Consider the following 20,698-nt stretch of genomic DNA (forward strand, 5'->3'; position numbering starts at 1 on the left):
TTGCGATATTTTGCGTTTAATTTCATAAAGATAAATTTCTGCGATTTGCGTCTTTGATAAATACAACCTTATCGCAAATGTGTGTTTTGTGATCTCGTGCACGCTTTATCGACAACGTTTTCGCGCTGTTTGCAGTTTTGGTCGAAGGTTGGTGCTTTGCTCGAAAGTTAAAAAATAGCGGTGGGGAAAAATATTTAAACATTTATTCACCTTTTCGCTACTTAATGTTTGAAATCACGGGTGCGCACCGTATAATTTGACCGCTTTTTGATGCTTGACTCTGAGCCTTAAAGGACGTTTTATACGACACGCGACATACCTCGAAGGGAGCAGGAGTAAAAACGTGATGTCTGTGTCGCTCTTGAGTAGAAACGTTGCTCGTAAGCTTCTGTTCATTCAGTTTCTGGCTGTGATAGCAAGTGGACTGCTGTTTAGCCTCAAAGACCCCTTCTGGGGCATCTCCGCCGTGTGCGGGGGTTTGGCGGTTGTGCTGCCAAACGTGTTGTTTATGATTTTTGCCTGGCGTCATCAGGCGCATACACCCGCCAAAGGCCGCGTGGCCTGGTCCTTCGCTCTCGGCGAAGTGTGTAAGGTGTTGCTGACCTTTGCTCTACTGGTGATGGCGCTGGCGGTTTTGAAAGTGGTCTTCATGCCGCTGATAGCAACGTGGGTTTTGGTGCTGGTGGTACAAGTTCTGGCTCCAGCTGTAATCAATAACAAAGGGTAAAAGGCATCATGGCTTCAGAAAATATGACGCCGCAGGATTACATAGGTCACCATCTGAATAACCTTCAGTTGGACCTGCGTACATTCTCGCTGGTGGATCCACATAACCCCCCGGCCACCTTCTGGACGATCAACATCGACTCCATGTTCTTCTCGGTGGTTTTGGGTCTTCTGTTCCTGGCCATGTTCCGCGGTGTTGCTAAACGAGCGACCAGCGGTGTACCAGGGAAATTCCAGACCTTCATCGAAATGATCATCGGCTTCGTCCATGGCAGCGTCAAAGACATGTACCATGGCAAGAGCAAGCTGATTGCTCCGCTGGCCCTGACCGTGTTCGTTTGGGTCTTCCTGATGAACCTGATGGACCTGCTGCCAATCGATCTGCTGCCGTTTATCGGTGAGCACATCTTCGGCCTGCCAGCGCTGCGTGTTGTACCGTCTGCGGACGTGAACATCACCCTGTCGATGGCGCTGGGCGTATTTATCCTGATTCTTTTCTACAGCATCAAAATGAAAGGCGTAAGCGGCTTTGTGAAAGAGCTTACCTTGCAGCCGTTCAACCACTGGGCGTTTATTCCGGTCAACCTGATCCTGGAAGGCGTTAGCCTGCTGTCCAAACCTGTTTCACTGGGTCTGCGACTGTTCGGCAACATGTATGCGGGTGAGCTGATTTTCATTCTGATCGCGGGTCTTCTGCCGTGGTGGTCACAGTGGGTTCTGAATGTGCCGTGGGCCATTTTCCACATCCTGATCATTACGCTGCAAGCCTTTATCTTCATGGTTCTGACGATCGTCTATCTGTCGATGGCGTCTGAAGAGCACTGATTTTTTACCAACACTACTACGTTTTAATTGAAACAAACTGGAGACTGTCATGGAAAACCTGAATATGGATCTGCTGTACATGGCTGCCGCTGTGATGATGGGTCTGGCGGCTATCGGTGCTGCGATCGGTATCGGCATCCTCGGGGGCAAATTCCTGGAAGGCGCAGCGCGTCAACCTGATCTGATTCCTCTGCTGCGTACTCAGTTCTTTATCGTTATGGGTCTGGTGGATGCTATCCCAATGATCGCTGTAGGTCTGGGTCTGTACGTGATGTTTGCTGTCGCGTAGTAGTAGTTTTAAAACCCTAAGCCACAGATATTAAAGAGGTATTGTGCTGTGAACATGAACGCAACAATCCTCGGCCAGGCCATCGCGTTTATTCTCTTTGTCTGGTTCTGCATGAAGTATGTATGGCCGCCTTTAATGGCTGCCATCGAAAAACGTCAGAAAGAAATTGCTGACGGTCTGGCTTCTGCAGAACGCGCTAAGAAAGATTTGGACCTTGCACAGGCCAACGCGACAGACCAGCTGAAAAAAGCGAAAGCGGAAGCTCAGGTTATCATCGAACAGGCTAACAAACGCCGTTCGCAGATCCTGGACGAAGCCAAAGCTGAAGCAGAACAGGAACGTACTAAGATCGTGACACAGGCTCAGGCAGAAATTGATGCTGAGCGTAAACGTGCTCGTGAAGAACTGCGTAAGCAGGTTGCGATTCTGGCTGTTGCTGGCGCCGAGAAGATCATCGAACGTTCCGTGGATGAAGCTGCTAACAGCGACATCGTGGACAAACTTGTCGCTGAACTGTAAGGAGGGAGGGGCTGATGTCTGAATTTGTTACGGTAGCTCGCCCCTACGCCAAAGCAGCTTTTGACTTTGCTGTCGAACACCAAAATGTCGATCGCTGGCAGGATATGCTGGCGTTTGCCGCTGAGGTGACGAAAAACGAACAAATGGCTGAGTTGCTTTCCGGTGCGTTAGCACCTGAAACTCTCGCCGCGTCGTTTATCGCCGTGTGCGGAGAGCAACTGGATGCCAACGGCCAGAACCTGATTAAGGTGATGGCAGAAAATGGTCGTCTCCGTGTGCTCCCGGATGTTCTCGAGCAGTTTGAGCACTTACGTGCCCTTAGTGAAGCAACCGCTGAAGTCGAAGTGACTTCTGCGACTGAACTGAGTAATGAACAGCTTGCGAAAATCACCGCCGCGATGGAAAAACGTCTGTCACGCAAAGTTAAGCTGAATTGCAAAATCGATAAGTCTGTAATGGCAGGCGTAATCATCCGTTCGGGTGATATGGTCATTGATGGCAGCGTACGCGGCCGTCTTGAACGCCTTGCAGACGTCTTGCAGTCTTAAGGGGACTGGAGCATGCAACTGAATTCCACCGAAATCAGCGAACTGATCAAGCAGCGCATTGCTCAGTTCAGTGTTGTGAGTGAAGCTCACAACGAAGGTACTATTGTTTCTGTAAGTGACGGTGTTATCCGTATCCACGGCCTGGCCGATTGTATGCAGGGTGAGATGATTTCCCTGCCGGGTAACCGTTACGCTATCGCACTGAACCTGGAGCGCGACTCCGTAGGTGCAGTTGTGATGGGTCCATACGCTGACCTCGCCGAAGGCATGAAGGTTAAGTGTACTGGCCGTATTCTGGAAGTACCGGTTGGCCGTGGCCTGCTGGGTCGCGTTGTTAACACCCTGGGTGCGCCAATCGACGGTAAAGGTCCTGTTGAGCACGATGGCTTCTCTCCAATCGAAGTTATCGCACCAGGCGTTATCGACCGTCAGTCCGTAGATCAGCCTGTTCAGACAGGTTATAAGTCCGTTGATGCCATGATCCCAATCGGTCGTGGTCAGCGTGAACTGATCATCGGTGACCGTCAGACCGGTAAAACCGCGATGGCTATCGACGCCATCATCAACCAGCGTGACTCCGGCATCAAATGCGTGTACGTGGCCATCGGCCAGAAAGCGTCCACCATTTCTAACGTGGTTCGTAAACTGGAAGAGCACGGCGCACTGTCTAACACCATCGTTGTGGTAGCGACCGCGTCTGAATCTGCTGCACTGCAATACCTGGCGCCATACGCCGGTTGCGCAATGGGCGAATACTTCCGTGACCGCGGTGAAGATGCGCTGATCGTATACGATGACCTGTCTAAACAGGCTGTTGCTTATCGTCAGGTTTCCCTGCTGCTCCGTCGTCCACCTGGACGTGAAGCGTTCCCTGGCGACGTATTCTACCTCCACTCTCGTCTGCTGGAGCGTGCTTCCCGCGTTAACGCGGAATACGTCGAGAACTTCACCAAAGGTGAAGTGAAGGGTAAAACGGGCTCTCTGACCGCTCTGCCGATCATTGAAACCCAGGCGGGTGACGTTTCTGCGTTCGTTCCGACCAACGTAATCTCTATTACCGATGGTCAGATCTTCCTGGAAACCAACCTGTTTAACTCCGGTATTCGTCCGGCAGTTAACCCGGGTATCTCCGTATCCCGTGTTGGTGGTGCTGCTCAGACCAAGATCATCAAGAAACTGTCCGGTGGTATCCGTACCGCGCTGGCACAGTATCGTGAACTGGCTGCGTTCTCTCAGTTCGCATCCGATCTGGACGAAGCAACCCGTAAACAGCTGAGCCACGGTCAGAAAGTGACCGAGCTGCTGAAGCAAAAACAGTACGCACCAATGTCTGTTGCTCAGCAGGGCCTGGTACTGTTCGCGGCTGAACGCGGTTACCTCGAAGATGTGGAACTGGCGAAAATCGGTAGCTTCGAAGCCGCTCTGCTGGCTTACGTCGACCGTGATCACGCTCCGCTGATGCAAGAGATCAACCAGACCGGTGGCTATAACGACGAAATCGAAGGCAAGCTGAAAGCTATCCTCGATTCCTTCAAAGCAACCCAATCCTGGTAATCGTCCGGCGGCTTGTCTCAGGACAAGCCGCCTGGCATTGAGGAGAAGCTCATGGCCGGCGCAAAAGAGATACGTAGTAAGATCGCAAGCGTCCAGAACACGCAAAAGATCACTAAAGCGATGGAGATGGTCGCCGCTTCCAAAATGCGTAAATCGCAGGATCGCATGGCGGCCAGCCGTCCTTATGCAGAAACCATGCGCAAAGTGATTGGTCACCTTGCAAACGGTAATCTGGAATATAAGCACCCTTACCTGGAAGAACGCGAAGTTAAGCGCGTGGGCTACCTGGTGGTGTCGACCGACCGTGGTCTGTGTGGCGGCTTGAACATTAACCTGTTCAAAAAACTGCTGGCGGATATGAAAGCATGGTCTGAAAAAGGCGTTCAGTGCGATATCGCAATGATCGGCTCTAAAGGCGTCTCTTTCTTTAACTCCGTTGGTGGCAACATTGTCGCTCAGGTGACCGGTATGGGTGATAACCCGTCCCTGTCCGAACTGATCGGCCCGGTTAAAGTGATGTTGCAGGCTTATGATGAAGGCCGTCTGGACAGACTGTACGTTGTCAGCAACAAATTCATTAACACCATGTCTCAGGTTCCAACGCTCACTCAGATGCTGCCGTTACCGGCATCAGAAGATGGCGAGCTGAAGCAAAAAACCTGGGATTACCTGTATGAACCCGATCCGAAACCGCTGCTGGATACCCTGCTGCGTCGTTACGTTGAATCTCAGGTTTATCAGGGCGTTGTAGAAAACCTGGCCAGCGAGCAGGCCGCACGAATGGTGGCGATGAAAGCCGCGACCGATAATGGCGGCAGCCTGATTAAAGAGCTGCAGTTGGTTTACAACAAAGCTCGTCAGGCCAGCATTACTCAGGAACTCACCGAGATCGTCTCGGGGGCCGCCGCGGTTTAACCAGGTTTACGAATTACGTAGAGGATTCAAGATGGCTACTGGAAAGATTGTCCAGGTAATCGGCGCCGTGGTGGACGTCGAGTTCCCTCAGGACGCCGTACCACGCGTGTACGACGCGCTTGAGGTACAGAATGGTAACGAGAGCCTGGTGCTGGAAGTTCAGCAGCAGCTCGGCGGCGGTATCGTGCGTACCATCGCGATGGGTTCTTCCGACGGTCTGCGTCGTGGTCTGGAAGTAAAAGACCTTGAGCACCCGATCGAAGTCCCGGTAGGTAAAGCAACACTGGGTCGTATCATGAACGTATTGGGTCAGCCAATCGACATGAAAGGCGACATCGGTGAAGAAGAGCGTTGGGCTATCCACCGCGCGGCACCTTCCTACGAAGAGCTGTCCAGCTCTCAGGAACTGCTGGAAACCGGTATCAAAGTTATCGACCTGATGTGTCCATTTGCGAAGGGCGGTAAAGTTGGTCTGTTCGGTGGTGCGGGTGTAGGTAAAACCGTAAACATGATGGAGCTGATCCGTAACATCGCGATCGAGCACTCCGGTTACTCTGTGTTTGCGGGTGTAGGTGAACGTACTCGTGAGGGTAACGACTTCTACCACGAAATGACCGACTCCAACGTTCTGGACAAAGTATCCCTGGTTTACGGCCAGATGAACGAGCCACCTGGAAACCGTCTGCGCGTTGCGCTGACCGGCCTGACGATGGCTGAGAAGTTCCGTGACGAAGGCCGTGACGTTCTGCTGTTCGTTGATAACATCTATCGTTACACCCTGGCCGGTACGGAAGTATCTGCACTGCTGGGTCGTATGCCTTCAGCGGTAGGTTACCAGCCTACGCTGGCGGAAGAGATGGGTGTTCTTCAGGAACGTATCACCTCTACCAAAACCGGTTCTATCACTTCCGTTCAGGCGGTATACGTACCTGCGGATGACTTGACTGACCCATCTCCAGCAACCACCTTTGCGCACTTAGATGCAACCGTGGTACTGAGCCGTCAGATCGCGTCTCTGGGTATCTACCCGGCCGTTGACCCGCTGGACTCCACCAGCCGTCAGCTGGATCCACTGGTTGTTGGTCAGGAGCACTACGACACCGCGCGTGGCGTACAGTCTCTGCTGCAGCGTTACCAGGAACTGAAAGACATCATCGCCATCCTGGGTATGGATGAACTGTCTGAAGAAGACAAACTGGTGGTAGCACGTGCGCGTAAGATCCAGCGCTTCCTGTCCCAGCCGTTCTTCGTTGCGGAAGTATTTACCGGTTCTCCAGGTAAATACGTTTCCCTGAAAGACACCATCCGTGGCTTTAAAGGCATCATGGAAGGCGAATACGATCACCTGCCAGAGCAGGCGTTCTACATGGTTGGTTCCATCGAAGAAGCTGTGGAAAAAGCCAAAAAACTTTAACGCCTTAATCGGAGGGTGATATGGCAATGACTTACCACCTGGACGTCGTCAGCGCAGAGCAACAAATGTTCTCTGGTCTGGTCGAGAAAATCCAGGTAACGGGTAGTGAAGGTGAACTGGGTATTTTCCCGGGTCACGCACCGCTGCTCACCGCCATTAAGCCTGGTATGATCCGCATCGTTAAACAGTTCGGTCACGAAGAGTTTATCTATCTGTCCGGCGGCATTCTTGAAGTGCAGCCTGGCAGTGTGACCGTTCTGGCCGATACCGCTATTCGTGGCCAGGATCTCGACGAAGCGCGAGCCCTGGAGTCGAAGCGTAAGGCTGAAGAGCACATTAACAGCTCTCATGGTGACGTGGATTACGCTCAGGCGTCTGCGGAGCTGGCCAAAGCGATCGCGAAACTGCGCGTTATCGAGTTGACCAAAAAAGCGATGTAACACCGGCTTGAAAAGCACAAAAGCCAGTCTGGATACCAGGCTGGCTTTTTTTTTCGGCCTTAATTCATGATGAAAAAGATGTAGAATTTTAAGCATCAAACGTTTTTACTTCACACTCAAACTACCGTCAGGATGCATATGTCAAACAGTGCGATGAGCGTGGTGATCCTTGCCGCAGGCAAAGGGACCCGCATGTATTCCGATCTGCCTAAAGTGCTTCACACGCTTGCTGGAAAGCCAATGGTGCAGCATGTCATTGATGCAGCGAATGAACTGGGTGCCAATCAGGTCCACCTGGTCTACGGCCACGGCGGCGATCTTCTTAAAAAGACGCTGAGCGACGACAAGCTCAACTGGGTGCTTCAGGCTGAACAGCTGGGCACAGGTCATGCGATGCAGCAGGCAGCACCGTTCTTTGCGGATGACGAAGACATTTTGATGCTCTACGGCGATGTCCCGCTGATCTCCGTTGAAACCCTGACTCGCCTGCGTGAAGCCAAACCGCAGGGCGGCATCGGTTTATTAACCGTCGTGCTGGACGATCCAACCGGTTATGGCCGTATCACCCGTGAAAACGGTAACGTCACGGGTATTGTTGAGCACAAAGATGCCAGCGACGAACAGCGCCAGATTCAGGAGATCAACACCGGTATCCTGATTGCCAATGGCGCGGATATGAAGCGCTGGCTGTCCAGACTCGACAACAACAACGCGCAGGGTGAATTCTACATCACCGACATCATTGCGATGGCGTATCAGGAAGGACGTGAGATTGCGGCGGTTCATCCGGCGCGTATTAGCGAAACCGAAGGGGTGAATAACCGCCTTCAGCTTTCCCGTCTGGAGCGTGTTTATCAGTCCGAGCAGGCTGAAAAACTGCTTCTGGCAGGTGTGATGCTGCGCGATCCGGCGCGTTTCGATCTGCGTGGTTCGTTATCTCACGGTCGTGACGTTGAAATTGATACTAACGTTATCCTCGAGGGTAACGTGACGCTGGGCAACCGCGTCAAAATCGGTGCCGGCTGCGTGATTAAAAACAGCATTATTGGTGACGACTGCGAAATCAGCCCGTACAGCGTGGTGGAAGATGCCCGTCTGGACGTGGCCTGTACCATCGGCCCGTTTGCGCGTCTGCGCCCGGGCGCAGAGCTGCTGGAAGGCGCTCACGTGGGTAACTTCGTGGAAATGAAAAAAGCGCGTCTGGGTAAAGGCTCGAAAGCCGGTCATCTGACCTATCTGGGCGACGCGGAAATTGGCAATAACGTGAATATTGGTGCAGGGACCATAACCTGTAACTATGACGGCGCGAATAAGTTTAAAACCATCATTGGTGATGATGTGTTCGTGGGCTCCGATACGCAGCTGGTGGCGCCTGTTACCGTGGGTAACGGGGTGACCATTGCAGCCGGAACAACCGTAACGCGCGATGTGGCCGAGAACGAGCTGGTGTTAAGCCGCGTTCCGCAGGTCAGCAAACAGGGCTGGAAACGTCCGGTGAAGAAAAAGTAACGGATTTACCCCTCTCCCCAAAGGAGAGAGGGGATCGTTCGGTGCGGTGTTTTTCTCCCTCGCCCCTTTGGGAAGAGGGCCGGGGTGAGGGGATAATATAATCCTCCCCCCACAAGCAGTACCCATAAAAATAACCCCACTCTCTACAAGGCTCGGGGCGCCCGGAAAGGGCAAATACAGGTCAGCGACAACGCAGGCATAATGCCTAAATTCGGAATCTAAAATTATGTGTGGAATTGTTGGCGCAGTTGCGCAGCGTGATATTGCTGAAATCCTTCTCGAAGGTTTACGTCGTCTGGAATACCGTGGTTACGACTCTGCCGGTCTGGCTGTCGTCGATGCAGAAGGTCATATGACCCGTCTGCGTCGTCTCGGTAAAGTGCAGATGCTGGCCCAGGCCGCGGAAGAACATCCGCTGCACGGGGGAACCGGTATTGCGCACACCCGCTGGGCGACGCACGGCGAACCGTCTGAAGGTAACGCGCACCCGCATGTGTCTGAACACATCGTGGTGGTGCACAACGGCATTATCGAAAACCACGAACCGCTGCGCGAAGAACTGAAAGCGCGCGGCTACACTTTCGTCTCAGAAACTGACACCGAAGTGATTGCTCACCTGGTGCACTGGGAGCTGGAGCAGGGCGGTACACTGCGTGATGCGGTGCTCCGTGCTATCCCTCAGCTGCGCGGTGCGTACGGTACGGTGATCATGGATTCCCGCGATCCGTCAACGCTTCTGGCCGCGCGTTCCGGTAGCCCGATGGTTATCGGTCTGGGCATGGGTGAAAACTTTATCGCCTCTGACCAGCTGGCGCTCCTGCCGGTTACCCGTCGCTTTATCTTCCTCGAAGAGGGTGATATCGCGGAAGTGACCCGTCGCAGCGTGACCGTCTTCGATACTAAAGGCGAGCAGGTGAAGCGTCAGGAGATCGAATCGAATCTGCAGTACGACGCGGGCGACAAAGGCGCTTACCGTCACTATATGCAGAAAGAGATTTACGAGCAGCCAAACGCCATCAAAAACACCCTGACCGGGCGCATTAGCCACGGTGAAGTGGATCTGAGCGAGCTGGGCGCAAACGCGAACGAACTGCTCAGCAAGGTCGAGCATATTCAGATCGTGGCCTGCGGCACCTCCTACAACTCCGGTATGGTTTCTCGCTACTGGTTTGAATCCCTGGCGGGCGTGCCGTGCGATGTGGAAATCGCGTCTGAATTCCGCTATCGCAAATCTGCGGTGCGTCGTAACAGCCTGATGATAACCCTTTCCCAGTCCGGCGAAACGGCGGATACGCTCGCAGCGCTGCGTCTGTCTAAAGAGCTGGGCTACCTGGGCTCTCTGGCCATCTGTAACGTCCCGGGCTCCTCGCTGGTGCGTGAATCCGATCTGGCGCTGATGACTAAAGCGGGCACCGAAATCGGCGTGGCTTCAACCAAAGCGTTTACCACGCAGCTGACCGTTCTGCTGATGCTGGTGGCGAAGCTTGCGCGTCTGAAAGGTGAAGATGCGTCCGTTGAGCATGACATCGTTCATGGTCTGCAGGCGCTGCCAAGCCGTATTGAGCAGATGCTGTCTCAGGACAAACGCATCGAAGCGCTGGCGGAAGATTTCTCTGACAAACATCACGCCCTGTTCCTGGGTCGTGGCGATCAGTATCCGATTGCGCTGGAAGGCGCACTGAAGCTTAAAGAGATCTCCTACATCCACGCGGAAGCCTATGCGGCAGGCGAGCTGAAACACGGCCCTCTGGCGCTGATTGACGCGGATATGCCGGTCATCGTTGTGGCACCTAACAACGAACTGCTGGAAAAACTGAAATCTAACATCGAAGAAGTGCGTGCCCGTGGCGGTGTTCTGTACGTCTTCGCCGACAAAGATGCCGGTTTTGTCAGCAACGACAACATGCACATCATCGAGATGCCGCATGTGGAAGAGGTGATTGCACCGATCTTCTATACCGTTCCGCTGCAGCTGCTGGCTTACCATGTGGCGCTGATCAAAGGCACCGACGTTGACCAGCCGCGTAACCTGGCGAAATCAGTTACCGTAGAATAATCCCTTCAGGCTCCACCCTCGGGTGGAGCTTTTTTATCCCGCCCGGTTTGTTTTTAATCAATCCTGTCTCGTTTTTAATAATGACAATTTGTCATCTTCAGCTACTTTTTTCAGTGTCACATAAAGAAAATATTTCTGAAAACGTATTGTCATAAAAGTGGCTAACACGATGAAAATTAAGCTTTATTGTGTGGTATTTTAAGTTAAATTTTCATTGTCATAAAACTGTCATAATTCGTACATTTATCTGTCACCTGTTTGTCCTATTTTGCTCATCGTAGCCACTAAACAACGATTTATGAAAATCTTGCAGGAGACATTATGAAAGTTATGCGTACCACTGTCGCAACTGTTGTCGCCGCGACCTTATCTCTGAGCGCGTTCTCTGTATTTGCAGAAGCAAGCCTGACTGGCGCTGGTGCAACCTTCCCTGCGCCGGTGTATGCCAAATGGGCGGATACCTACCAGAAAGAAACCGGTAACAAGGTTAACTATCAGGGTATCGGCTCCTCCGGTGGCGTGAAACAAATTACCGCGAACACGGTTGATTTCGGCGCATCTGACGCTCCGCTGTCTGATGATAAGCTGGCTCAGGAAGGCCTGTTCCAGTTCCCTACCGTGATCGGTGGCGTGGTCCTGGCGATCAACCTGCCGGGCGTGAAGTCGGGCGAGCTGGTGCTGGACGGCAAAACGCTGGGTGACATCTACCTGGGCAAAATCAAAAAATGGGATGACGAAGCGATCGCTAAGCTCAACCCAGGCCTGAAGCTGTCTTCTCAGAACATCGCCGTGGTTCGCCGCGCGGATGGTTCCGGTACGTCTTTCGTGTTCACCAGCTACCTGGCGAAAGTGAACGAAGAGTGGAAATCTAAAGTCGGCTCCGGCTCAACCGTTAACTGGCCTACCGGTCTGGGCGGTAAAGGTAACGACGGTATCGCCGCGTTCGTACAACGTCTGCCTGGCTCCATCGGCTACGTAGAGTATGCGTACGCGAAGCAGAATAACCTGTCCTACACCAAACTGGTGTCTGCAGACGGCAAACCGGTTAGCCCGACCGAAGAGAACTTTGCTAACGCTGCCAAAGGCGCTGACTGGAGCAAATCCTTCGCTCAGGATCTGACTAACCAGAAGGGCGAAGGTGCATGGCCAATCACCTCTACCACCTTCATCCTGGTGCACAAAGAGCAGAAGAAACCTGAACAGGGCGCTGAAGTGCTGAAGTTCTTCGACTGGGCATACAAAAACGGCGGCAAACAGGCTAACGCTCTGGATTACGCCACCCTGCCGGACAACGTGGTTGAGCAGATTCGTGCTGCATGGAAAACCAACGTGAAAGACAGCAGCGGTAAAGCGCTGTACTAACAGGATATATTTAACGAAGATGGCGGGTGGCGCTGAGCTTGCCCGCCCTACGGTTTAAGCTGTAGGCCCGGTAAGCGTCAGCGCCACCGGGCATATTCGTAAAAACGTCTCAAACAGAAGAGTAATTTATGGCTGCAACCAAGCCTGCATTTAACCCTCCGGGTAAAAAAGGTGACATGATTTTCAGCGCGCTGGTCAAACTGGCTGCGCTGATTGTGCTATTGCTGCTGGGCGGCATTATCGTGTCTCTGATTTTCTCCTCATGGCCGAGCATCCAGAAATTCGGTTTATCCTTCCTGTGGACCAAAGAGTGGGACGCGCCGAACGACATCTACGGTGCTCTGGTGCCGATTTACGGCACGCTGGTAACCTCGTTCATCGCCTTGCTGATTGCGGTTCCGGTAAGCTTTGGTATTGCCCTGTTCCTGACGGAGCTGGCGCCAGGCTGGCTGCGTCGTCCGCTGGGTATTGCCATTGAGCTGCTGGCGGCTATTCCGAGTATCGTCTACGGCATGTGGGGCCTGTTCATCTTTGCACCGCTGTTTGCCACGTACTTCCAGGAACCGGTGGGTAACGTCCTCTCTGCCATTCCGTTTGTGGGGGCCCTGTTCTCTGGCCCGGCTTTCGGTATCGGCATTCTGGCGGCAGGTGTGATCCTCGCCATCATGATAATTCCGTACATTGCGGCGGTCATGCGTGATGTGTTCGAACAAACGCCGGTGATGATGAAAGAGTCGGCCTACGGTATCGGCTGCACCACCTGGGAAGTGATCTGGCGCATTGTCCTTCCGTTCACCAAAAATGGGGTGATTGGGGGCGTGATGCTGGGCTTAGGTCGCGCGCTGGGTGAAACCATGGCGGTCACCTTTATCATCGGTAACACCTACCAGCTCGACAGCGCGTCGCTCTATATGCCGGGTAACAGTATTACCTCGGCGCTGGCGAATGAATTTGCGGAAGCGGAATCCGGGCTGCACGTGGCGGCGCTGATGGAGCTGGGTCTGATTCTGTTCGTTATTACCTTCATTGTTCTGGCGATTTCCAAGCTGATGATTATGCGCCTCGCTAAAAATGAGGGAGCACGCTAATGGCTACTCTCGAAATGCAAGCTACCGCTGAACTGGCGGAATCCCGCCGCAAGATGCAGGCCAGACGCCGCATGAAAAACCGCATTGCCCTGACGCTCTCAATGGCGACTATGGCATTCGGCCTGTTCTGGCTGGTCTGGATCCTCTTCTCGACAATCGTTCGTGGGATTGACGGAATGTCACTCTCGCTGTTCACCGAAATGACGCCGCCGCCGAACACGGCGGGCGGTGGCCTGGCGAATGCGCTTGCCGGCAGCGGGTTGCTGATCCTCTGGGCGACGGTCTTCGGCACGCCGCTGGGCATCATGGCGGGCATTTACCTGGCAGAATACGGTCGTAAATCCTGGCTGGCGGAAGTGATTCGCTTCATTAACGATATTTTGCTGTCAGCCCCGTCTATCGTGGTGGGTCTGTTCGTTTACACCGTTGTTGTAGCGCAGATGGAACACTTCTCCGGCTGGGCGGGTGTGATTGCCCTGGCGCTGCTGCAGGTGCCGATTGTGATTCGAACCACCGAGAACATGCTGAAACTGGTGCCGGACAGCCTGCGTGAAGCGGCTTATGCACTGGGTACGCCGAAATGGAAGATGATCTCTGCGATTACGCTGAAGGCGTCCGTATCCGGGATCATGACCGGTATCCTGCTGGCGGTTGCGCGTATCGCGGGTGAAACTGCGCCGCTGCTGTTTACGTCCCTCTCCAACCAGTTCTGGAGCACGGACATGATGCAGCCGATCGCCAACCTGCCGGTGACGATCTTTAAATTTGCGATGAGCCCATTCGCGGAATGGCAGCAGCTGGCCTGGGCCGGGGTGCTGATCATTACCCTTTGCGTACTGTTGCTGAACATTCTGGCGCGCGTCATTTTCGCGAAGAAGAAACACGGTTAATTTTTTACGGCGCGGCAGCTCGCGGCGCCGAATGAGGAAATGAGTCAATGAGTATGGTTGATACTGCCCCGGGTAAGATTCAGGTTCGTGATTTGAACTTCTACTACGGCAAATTCCATGCCCTGAAGAACATCAACCTGGATATCGCGAAGAACCAGGTCACGGCATTTATCGGTCCGTCCGGCTGTGGGAAATCCACGCTGCTGCGTACCTTTAACAAAATGTATTCGCTCTATCCGGAGCAGCGCGCTGAAGGGGAAATCATCCTCGATGGCGAAAATATTCTGACCCAGGCTCAGGATATCGCCCTGCTGCGCGCCAAAGTGGGGATGGTGTTCCAGAAACCCACGCCGTTCCCGATGTCCATTTATGACAACATCGCCTTTGGCGTTCGCCTGTTTGAAAAGCTCTCCCGCGCCGATATGGACGAGCGCGTGCAGTGGGCTTTGACCAAGGCCGCATTATGGAACGAAACCAAAGATAAGTTGCACCAGAGCGGTTACTCTCTCTCCGGTGGTCAGCAGCAGCGTCTGTGCATTGCGCGCGGTATTGCGATTCGCCCGGAAGTGTTGCTGCTGGATGAGCCGTGTTCAGCGCTGGACCCGATCTCAACCGGTCGTATTGAAGAACTGATCACCGAGCTGAAGCAGGATTACACCGTGGTTATCGTGACCCATAACATGCAGCAGGCTGCACGTTGCTCCGATCACACGGCGTTTATGTACCTGGGTGAATTGATTGAGTTCAGCAACACGGACGATCTCTTCACTAAGCCCGCGAAGAAACAAACCGAAGATTATATTACTGGCCGCTACGGTTGATTTGCCTTAGTGCATGTGGAGAAACCATGGACAACCTCAATCTTAATAAACACATTTCCGGCCAGTTCAACGCAGAGCTGGAAAGCATTCGCACCCAGGTGATGACCATGGGCGGTATGGTCGAGCAGCAGCTTTCTGATGCGATTACGGCGATGCACAACCAGGACAGCGAGCTGGCGAAACGCGTCATTGAAGGCGACAAAAACGTCAACATGATGGAAGTCGCTATCGACGAGGCCTGCGTGCGCATTATCGCGAAACGTCAGCCGACGGCGAGCGACCTGCGTCTGGTGATGGCCATTATCAAAACCATCGCCGAGCTGGAACGTATTGGTGACGTTGCGGATAAAATCTGCCGCACCGCGCTGGAGAAGTTCTCTCAGCAGCACCAGCCGCTGCTGGTCAGCCTGGAGTCGCTGGGCCGCCACACCGTGCAGATGCTTCATGACGTGCTGGATGCCTTTGCGCGAATGGATCTTGACGAAGCGGTGCGTATCTACCGTGAAGATAAAAAGGTCGATCAGGAGTATGAAGGCATCGTGCGTCAGCTGATGACTTACATGATGGAAGATTCCCGTACGATCCCAAGCGTACTGACCGCCCTGTTCTGCGCGCGCTCCATCGAGCGTATCGGCGACCGCTGCCAGAACATTTGCGAATACATTTTCTACTTCGTGAAAGGTCAGGACTTCCGTCACGTGGGCGGCGACGAGCTGGATAAGCTGCTGGCGGGTAAAGATCCGAAAGAGTAATCCTGTCATCTGATAACAACGCCGGTACTCACCGGCGTTGTTATTTCTAGTGTAATCACAATTTTCCCCTTCATCCGTTGCCTGACGTTCGAAACGCGCTAACGTGAGACGAAAAAAACAGCAAAGGATGGGATATGAAAAATTCATTAGCGTGCCTGGCGATGGCCATCAGCATCGGGATCGGTACTGGAACAGACGTTATTGCCGCACCGTTGCCGGTCACACCTGACCAGACTACCCCGGTCAGCCACTATGTGACCCAGGTTAATGCGGATAAAAGCATTACGTTTCGCCTGTTTGCACCCGGTGCAACGCGAGTCTCCGTGGTGACGGGGTCAATGCCTGAAAGCCAGGTTTCCCATGATATGACGAAAGAGAAAAATGGCGTCTGGTCATGGAAAAGCGAGCCGATGGCCCCGAATCTCTACGAATATTATTTCGACATCGATGGTTTCCGTTCAGTCGACACGGGAAGCCGCTATCAAAAACCTCAGCGGCAGGTGAACACCAGCCTGATTCTGGTTCCGGGCAGTATTCTCGACGATCGCGCCGTACCGCATGGCGATCTCACCACCCTGACCTGGCACTCGCCGTCGCTCAGGTCAGAGCGCCGCGTCTATGTATGGACTCCCCCTGGCTACAACGGCACAGGGGAACCCTTACCGGTGCTCTACTTCTACCATGGTTTTGGGGATACCGGGCTCTCGACCATCGACCAGGGCCGTCTGCCGCAAATCATGGATAACCTGATGGCCGAGGGGAAAATCAAACCGATGCTGGTGGTGGTACCCGACACCGAGACGGAGAGCGCTGAGGCCATCCCCGAGAACTTCCCTCCGGCAGAACGACGGAAGTCTTTCTATCCGCTTAATGCGAAAGCCGCAGACCGTGAACTGATGAGCGAGATTATTCCGCTGGTGGATACACGCTTCAACGTGCGTAAAGATGCGGCCGGCCGGGCACTGGCGGGATTGTCACAGGGCGGTTATCAGGCGCTGGTCTCCGGTATGAACCATCTGGACAGCTTCGGCTGGCTGGGAACGTTCAGCGGCGTTACCACAACAACCGTACCTGACGAAGGCGTGGCCGCACGCTTTAAGCAGCCGGAGGCCATTAACCGGCAGCTGCATAACTTCACCGTCGTTGTCGGCGAGCGCGATTCAGTGACCGGCAAAGATATCGCCGGTCTGAAAGCGGAGCTGGAAAAACAGGGCATCAAATTCGACTATAAGATGTACCCCGGTCTGAATCACGAAATGGACGTCTGGCGTCCGGCCTATGCTGAGTTTGTTCAAAAGCTCTTCAGATAAACCTGTCGCCCTCCCTGCAGGGAGGGGCAACTTAACGCGTAATATTCCACCCGCGAACCTTCCACAGCGCGGGTAGCTGCGCCAGATCGGTGAAGGTCGTGACTTTGGGATGATCGATCGGCTTGTTGTGCGGGTCGGCGCAGAAGTAAAACACCTCCATTCCCGCATCAATCCCAGACTGCGCGCCCGCAGACGAGTCATCCACCAGAATGCAGTTCTCTACGTTAACGTTCATCGCTTTTGCCGCATGGAACATCAGCGCCGGGTCCGGCTTCCAGCGCTGGATATCGTAGCCGCTGAACAGTTTTTCCGGGAAGTGGTGCAGCATCTCAAGCTTGCCCAGCGAGTGCTGCATTTTGCTGACCGGACCGTTGGAGACCACGCAGATCGGCACCGTCATGGCATCCAGCAGCGCGTTTGCGCCCGGAATCACCTCCAGCTCCGAATCGAACAGGCGTGCAACCTCGGCGCGGTACACCGGTTCCAGAGCCGCCTTCTCAAGAACGACGCCGTGTTCTTCGTTAATGATGTCGATGATCTCGTAGAGCTTCACGCCCTTAAAGCGTTTAAACACCTCTTCGAGTTCCAGAATAATGCCAAATTCCTGGAACATGGTGACATACGCGCGGGAACAAATGACCTCACTGTCGACCAGCGTACCGTCGCAGTCGAAAAATACCGCTTCAATTCCGGACATGCCTTTCCCTTTTAACAAGTTTAACGTTTACGTACGGCGGTTCACCGGGACGCAATCGTTGCCGTATAAGCAAAATCAATGAAAAAAGTATCACGTAACCGCCACTATTGTCGCATTTTGGTATAGGATAGCGACGAATTTTCCCTCCTTGTTCGGAAATTGATGATGAGTCAACAACACACTACCCAGACATCTGGTCAGGGTCTGCTTGAGCGCGTTTTTAAACTGCGCGAGCACGGCACAACGGCACGCACCGAAGTGATCGCTGGTTTCACCACCTTCCTGACGATGGTCTATATCGTTTTTGTGAACCCACAAATTCTGGGCGTTGCTGGCATGGATACCAGCGCCGTCTTTGTAACCACCTGCCTGATCGCCGCCTTTGGCAGCATTCTGATGGGTGTATTCGCTAACCTGCCGGTTGCATTGGCACCGGCGATGGGCCTGAATGCGTTCTTCGCGTTCGTGGTTGTTCAGGCGATGGGTCTGCCTTGGCAGGTGGGCATGGGCGCTATCTTCTGGGGCGCGGTTGGCCTGCTGCTGCTGACCATTTTCCGCGTACGTTACTGGATGATTGCAAACATTCCCGTGAGCCTGCGCGTGGGCATTACCAGCGGTATCGGTCTGTTCATCGGTATGATGGGGCTGAAAAACGCGGGTGTTATCGTGGCGAACCCGGATACGCTGGTGAGCATCGGTCACCTGACCTCGCATAACGTGCTGCTGGGCGTGCTGGGCTTCTTTATCATCGCGATCCTCGCTTCCCGCAATATTCACGCGGCAGTGCTGGTGTCCATCGTGGTGACCACGCTGCTGGGCTGGATGCTGGGCGACGTTCACTATAACGGCATCGTTTCCGCGCCACCGAGCGTTTCTACCGTTGTTGGTCATGTTGATCTGGCGGGTTCCCTGAACCTGGGCCTGGCGGGCGTGATTTTCTCCTTCATGCTGGTGAACCTGTTCGACTCCTCCGGTACGCTGATCGGCGTGACCGACAAAGCGGGTCTGGCAGATGAGAAAGGCAAATTCCCGCGCATGAAGCAGGCGCTGTTTGTGGACAGTATCTCCTCAGTGACCGGCTCATTTATCGGGACCTCGTCTGTTACCGCTTACATTGAATCCTCTTCCGGCGTGTCCGTGGGCGGCCGTACCGGCCTGACGGCGGTTGTGGTGGGTATTCTGTTCCTGCTGGTGATCTTCCTCTCGCCACTGGCGGGCATGGTGCCTCCGTACGCGGCGGCCGGCGCGCTGATCTATGTGGGGGTGCTGATGACCTCCAGCCTGTCTCGCGTGAAGTGGGATGATTTAACCGAAGCGGTGCCGGCGTTTATTACCGCCGTGATGATGCCGTTCAGCTTCTCGATTACCGAAGGTATCGCGCTGGGCTTTATCTCTTACTGCGTAATGAAGATCGGTACCGGCCGCTTCCGCGACCTCAGCCCTTGCGTCATTATTGTGGCGCTGCTGTTTGTGCTGAAGATTGTGTTTATTGACGCGCACTAAGGTGCGGTTTGTGGTGTCAGGTGGCGCTTCGCTTACCTGACCTACTGAAGAGTGTAGGCCCGGTAAGCGCTAGCGCCACCGGGCTTTTTTATCAGGCTTTTATGCGCTTAATATAATCCCCGAACGCCGTCAGCTGGCCAGAGAGATGGTCGCGCGTGCTCTGATCCACCACCTCACCCGTTTGCGGGTCGACCTTGTTCTGAATCACACCGCCCATAAATTCCGGCTTGTTCATCACCATCGCATCCAGGAATACCAGGATCTGGCGCAGATGATACTGGCAGCGCGCGCCGCCGATAGCGCCCATAGAACTGGTCTGGATCAGCACCGGCTTGCCCGCGAGGGGCTGCTCGGGTAAACGCGACAGCCAGTCGATGGCATTCTTCAGGCCACCCGGTACGGAGTAGTTATACTCCGGCGTGACGATGACCACGCCGTCAGCCTGGCGGATCTGCTCCGCCAGCGCCTCGACGCTCTGCGGGAACCCTTCTTCCTGCTGGACGTCCGCATCATACAGCGGAATATCGCCAATAGACGACAGGGCGCTAATTTCCATACCTGCCGGTGCCAGCTGTGGCAGCGTGCGGGCAACCATCCCGTTAAATGAACCTTTGCGCAGGCTTCCCAGTAACGTAACTACTTTCAACGTATCAGACATGATTACTCCTGTTTCATCATGATGACCCTGATTGGATCAGCTAAGGGTGAATGCTTTTTCTGTCGGTAAACTGGTTAAACGCATCAGGCGTGCGGCGGGCTCGTTGGCGCGCTCGGGCACATCAGGAAGGCTACGCCATCCCTGTTGACTGTCAAATTCCCAGATTTTCATGCGTTCAATGGCAGGGGTAACCGCAATGGACCAAATGAGCACATCCTCTGCGTCACTGAGTGCCTCCACCAGCGTGGCCTGGGCGGCACGCAGACGTCCGGAACCAGGCAACAGCTGCAGCAGGCTGGCGTCGTCTGAGGCGCATCCGCAGAGCTTACGAATGCTCTGGCGCAGGGTAATGAGCTGGGCTCGGGCTTCGACAGGATCGTTCTGGTTGCGTACCCACAGCTTCTCATTGCTGGAGAGCGGATAGTCTTCATGTGCGTTACCGCCATGGAAGCTGCGCGTTGCGCGCTGAAGTTCCATATCGAGCCCACAATCCCCTTCGGTGGTCAGCGCGATGCCAATGATATTGCCCGCGTAGGCAATCGAAAAACGAGGGAGATCCGGGTCGGCAAAGACCGGGCGGCCTTCGGGTTGGGTAATGATGTCCGGCAGCTCGCTGGTGCCGTAAAGCATAAACAGCAGTTCTGCGAGAAGTGCTCTGGACGCTAAAAACCGCGTCCTCCGGTGTTCCGGGAGAGCGAGTGCTTCACGGTGACAGACTGAAGAAATTCTTGCCGATACGAGACGTCCTTCCGTAAGTATCCCTCTTGCAAAGTGCGTAGCCATTTTTCGCTCCTTGATAATGGTCGTAATCGGTTAAACGGT

At 54.1% G+C, this 20,698-nt stretch carries 21 protein-coding genes; 18 read left to right on the forward strand and 3 right to left on the reverse strand.

The window, feature by feature from the left end; all coding sequences use genetic code 11:
- Positions 1–346 precede the first annotated feature (346 nt).
- The 17 genes from atpI (at position 347) to PUP35_RS21865 (ending at position 17,018) form a co-directional block, all read left to right on the forward strand.
- Positions 347–727 carry a F0F1 ATP synthase subunit I gene (gene atpI / locus PUP35_RS21785; RefSeq protein WP_008500194.1) on the forward strand — a complete coding sequence of 127 codons (381 nt, stop codon included), beginning with the start codon at positions 347–349 and terminating at the stop codon, positions 725–727.
- A gap of 8 nt (positions 728–735) precedes the next feature.
- The gene (gene atpB / locus PUP35_RS21790) at positions 736–1,551 is read left to right on the forward strand and encodes a F0F1 ATP synthase subunit A (RefSeq protein WP_008500193.1); all 816 of its coding nucleotides are present in this window, start codon (positions 736–738) and stop codon (positions 1,549–1,551) included.
- Between the two features lie 49 nt (positions 1,552–1,600).
- Positions 1,601–1,840: a F0F1 ATP synthase subunit C gene (gene atpE / locus PUP35_RS21795; RefSeq protein ID WP_000429386.1), complete on the forward strand. Its 240-nt coding sequence runs from the start codon at positions 1,601–1,603 to the stop codon at positions 1,838–1,840.
- 48 nt (positions 1,841–1,888) lie between these two features.
- On the forward strand, positions 1,889–2,359 hold the full coding sequence (gene atpF, locus PUP35_RS21800) for a F0F1 ATP synthase subunit B (protein ID WP_014072436.1): 471 nt from the start codon (positions 1,889–1,891) through the stop codon (positions 2,357–2,359).
- A gap of 14 nt (positions 2,360–2,373) precedes the next feature.
- Positions 2,374–2,907, forward strand: a complete 534-nt coding sequence (gene atpH, locus PUP35_RS21805; protein WP_023309790.1) for a F0F1 ATP synthase subunit delta — start codon at positions 2,374–2,376, stop codon at positions 2,905–2,907.
- Positions 2,908–2,919: 12 nt separating this feature from the next.
- Positions 2,920–4,461 (forward strand): F0F1 ATP synthase subunit alpha, encoded by a 1,542-nt coding sequence (gene atpA / locus PUP35_RS21810; RefSeq protein WP_006808751.1) that lies wholly within the window; start codon positions 2,920–2,922, stop codon positions 4,459–4,461.
- 51 nt (positions 4,462–4,512) lie between these two features.
- Positions 4,513–5,376 (forward strand): F0F1 ATP synthase subunit gamma, encoded by an 864-nt coding sequence (gene atpG / locus PUP35_RS21815; protein WP_133295377.1) that lies wholly within the window; start codon positions 4,513–4,515, stop codon positions 5,374–5,376.
- Positions 5,377–5,407: 31 nt separating this feature from the next.
- Positions 5,408–6,790 (forward strand): F0F1 ATP synthase subunit beta, encoded by a 1,383-nt coding sequence (atpD, locus tag PUP35_RS21820; RefSeq protein ID WP_003862362.1) that lies wholly within the window; start codon positions 5,408–5,410, stop codon positions 6,788–6,790.
- A gap of 20 nt (positions 6,791–6,810) precedes the next feature.
- Positions 6,811–7,230 (forward strand): F0F1 ATP synthase subunit epsilon, encoded by a 420-nt coding sequence (locus tag PUP35_RS21825; RefSeq protein ID WP_003862360.1) that lies wholly within the window; start codon positions 6,811–6,813, stop codon positions 7,228–7,230.
- Between the two features lie 138 nt (positions 7,231–7,368).
- Positions 7,369–8,739 (forward strand): bifunctional UDP-N-acetylglucosamine diphosphorylase/glucosamine-1-phosphate N-acetyltransferase GlmU, encoded by a 1,371-nt coding sequence (gene glmU, locus PUP35_RS21830; RefSeq protein ID WP_115876777.1) that lies wholly within the window; start codon positions 7,369–7,371, stop codon positions 8,737–8,739.
- Positions 8,740–8,965: 226 nt separating this feature from the next.
- Positions 8,966–10,795, forward strand: a complete 1,830-nt coding sequence (gene glmS / locus PUP35_RS21835) for a glutamine--fructose-6-phosphate transaminase (isomerizing) (RefSeq protein WP_048990817.1) — start codon at positions 8,966–8,968, stop codon at positions 10,793–10,795.
- A gap of 321 nt (positions 10,796–11,116) precedes the next feature.
- Positions 11,117–12,157, forward strand: coding sequence for a phosphate ABC transporter substrate-binding protein PstS (pstS, locus tag PUP35_RS21840; protein WP_274241412.1), 1,041 nt, complete (start codon positions 11,117–11,119; stop codon positions 12,155–12,157).
- Positions 12,158–12,285: 128 nt separating this feature from the next.
- Positions 12,286–13,245: a phosphate ABC transporter permease PstC gene (gene pstC, locus PUP35_RS21845; RefSeq protein ID WP_262809015.1), complete on the forward strand. Its 960-nt coding sequence runs from the start codon at positions 12,286–12,288 to the stop codon at positions 13,243–13,245.
- Positions 13,245–14,135, forward strand: a complete 891-nt coding sequence (gene pstA, locus PUP35_RS21850) for a phosphate ABC transporter permease PstA (protein WP_111964235.1) — start codon at positions 13,245–13,247, stop codon at positions 14,133–14,135. The genes pstC and pstA overlap by 1 nt, the downstream gene beginning before the upstream one ends.
- Positions 14,136–14,182: 47 nt before the next feature.
- Entirely contained in the window at positions 14,183–14,956 is a 774-nt protein-coding gene (gene pstB, locus PUP35_RS21855) for a phosphate ABC transporter ATP-binding protein PstB (RefSeq protein ID WP_008500183.1), read from the forward strand.
- Positions 14,957–14,982: 26 nt separating this feature from the next.
- Entirely contained in the window at positions 14,983–15,708 is a 726-nt protein-coding gene (gene phoU, locus PUP35_RS21860; RefSeq protein ID WP_008500182.1) for a phosphate signaling complex protein PhoU, read from the forward strand.
- Between the two features lie 161 nt (positions 15,709–15,869).
- The gene (locus PUP35_RS21865; protein WP_274243355.1) at positions 15,870–17,018 is read left to right on the forward strand and encodes an esterase; all 1,149 of its coding nucleotides are present in this window, start codon (positions 15,870–15,872) and stop codon (positions 17,016–17,018) included.
- Positions 17,019–17,049: 31 nt separating this feature from the next.
- Here PUP35_RS21865 and yieH read toward each other — a convergent pair whose 3' ends face one another.
- Positions 17,050–17,715, reverse strand: coding sequence for a 6-phosphogluconate phosphatase (gene yieH, locus PUP35_RS21870; RefSeq protein ID WP_274241416.1), 666 nt, complete (start codon positions 17,713–17,715; stop codon positions 17,050–17,052).
- Positions 17,716–17,880: 165 nt separating this feature from the next.
- Here yieH and adeP point away from each other — a divergent pair, with 165 nt between their 5' ends.
- The gene (gene adeP, locus PUP35_RS21875) at positions 17,881–19,218 is read left to right on the forward strand and encodes an adenine permease AdeP (protein ID WP_271369169.1); all 1,338 of its coding nucleotides are present in this window, start codon (positions 17,881–17,883) and stop codon (positions 19,216–19,218) included.
- Between the two features lie 91 nt (positions 19,219–19,309).
- Here the strand turns inward: adeP and PUP35_RS21880 are convergent, their stop codons facing one another.
- Together PUP35_RS21880 and PUP35_RS21885 are read right to left on the reverse strand one after the other, a co-directional pair.
- Positions 19,310–19,876 (reverse strand): NADPH-dependent FMN reductase, encoded by a 567-nt coding sequence (locus PUP35_RS21880; RefSeq protein WP_274241418.1) that lies wholly within the window; start codon positions 19,874–19,876, stop codon positions 19,310–19,312.
- Between the two features lie 36 nt (positions 19,877–19,912).
- Entirely contained in the window at positions 19,913–20,659 is a 747-nt protein-coding gene (locus tag PUP35_RS21885) for a 4'-phosphopantetheinyl transferase family protein (protein WP_274241420.1), read from the reverse strand.
- Positions 20,660–20,698 lie beyond the last annotated feature (39 nt).

It is taken from the genome of Enterobacter sp. S-33, from assembly GCF_028735835.1.
GTDB lineage: Bacteria > Pseudomonadota > Gammaproteobacteria > Enterobacterales > Enterobacteriaceae > Enterobacter > Enterobacter vonholyi.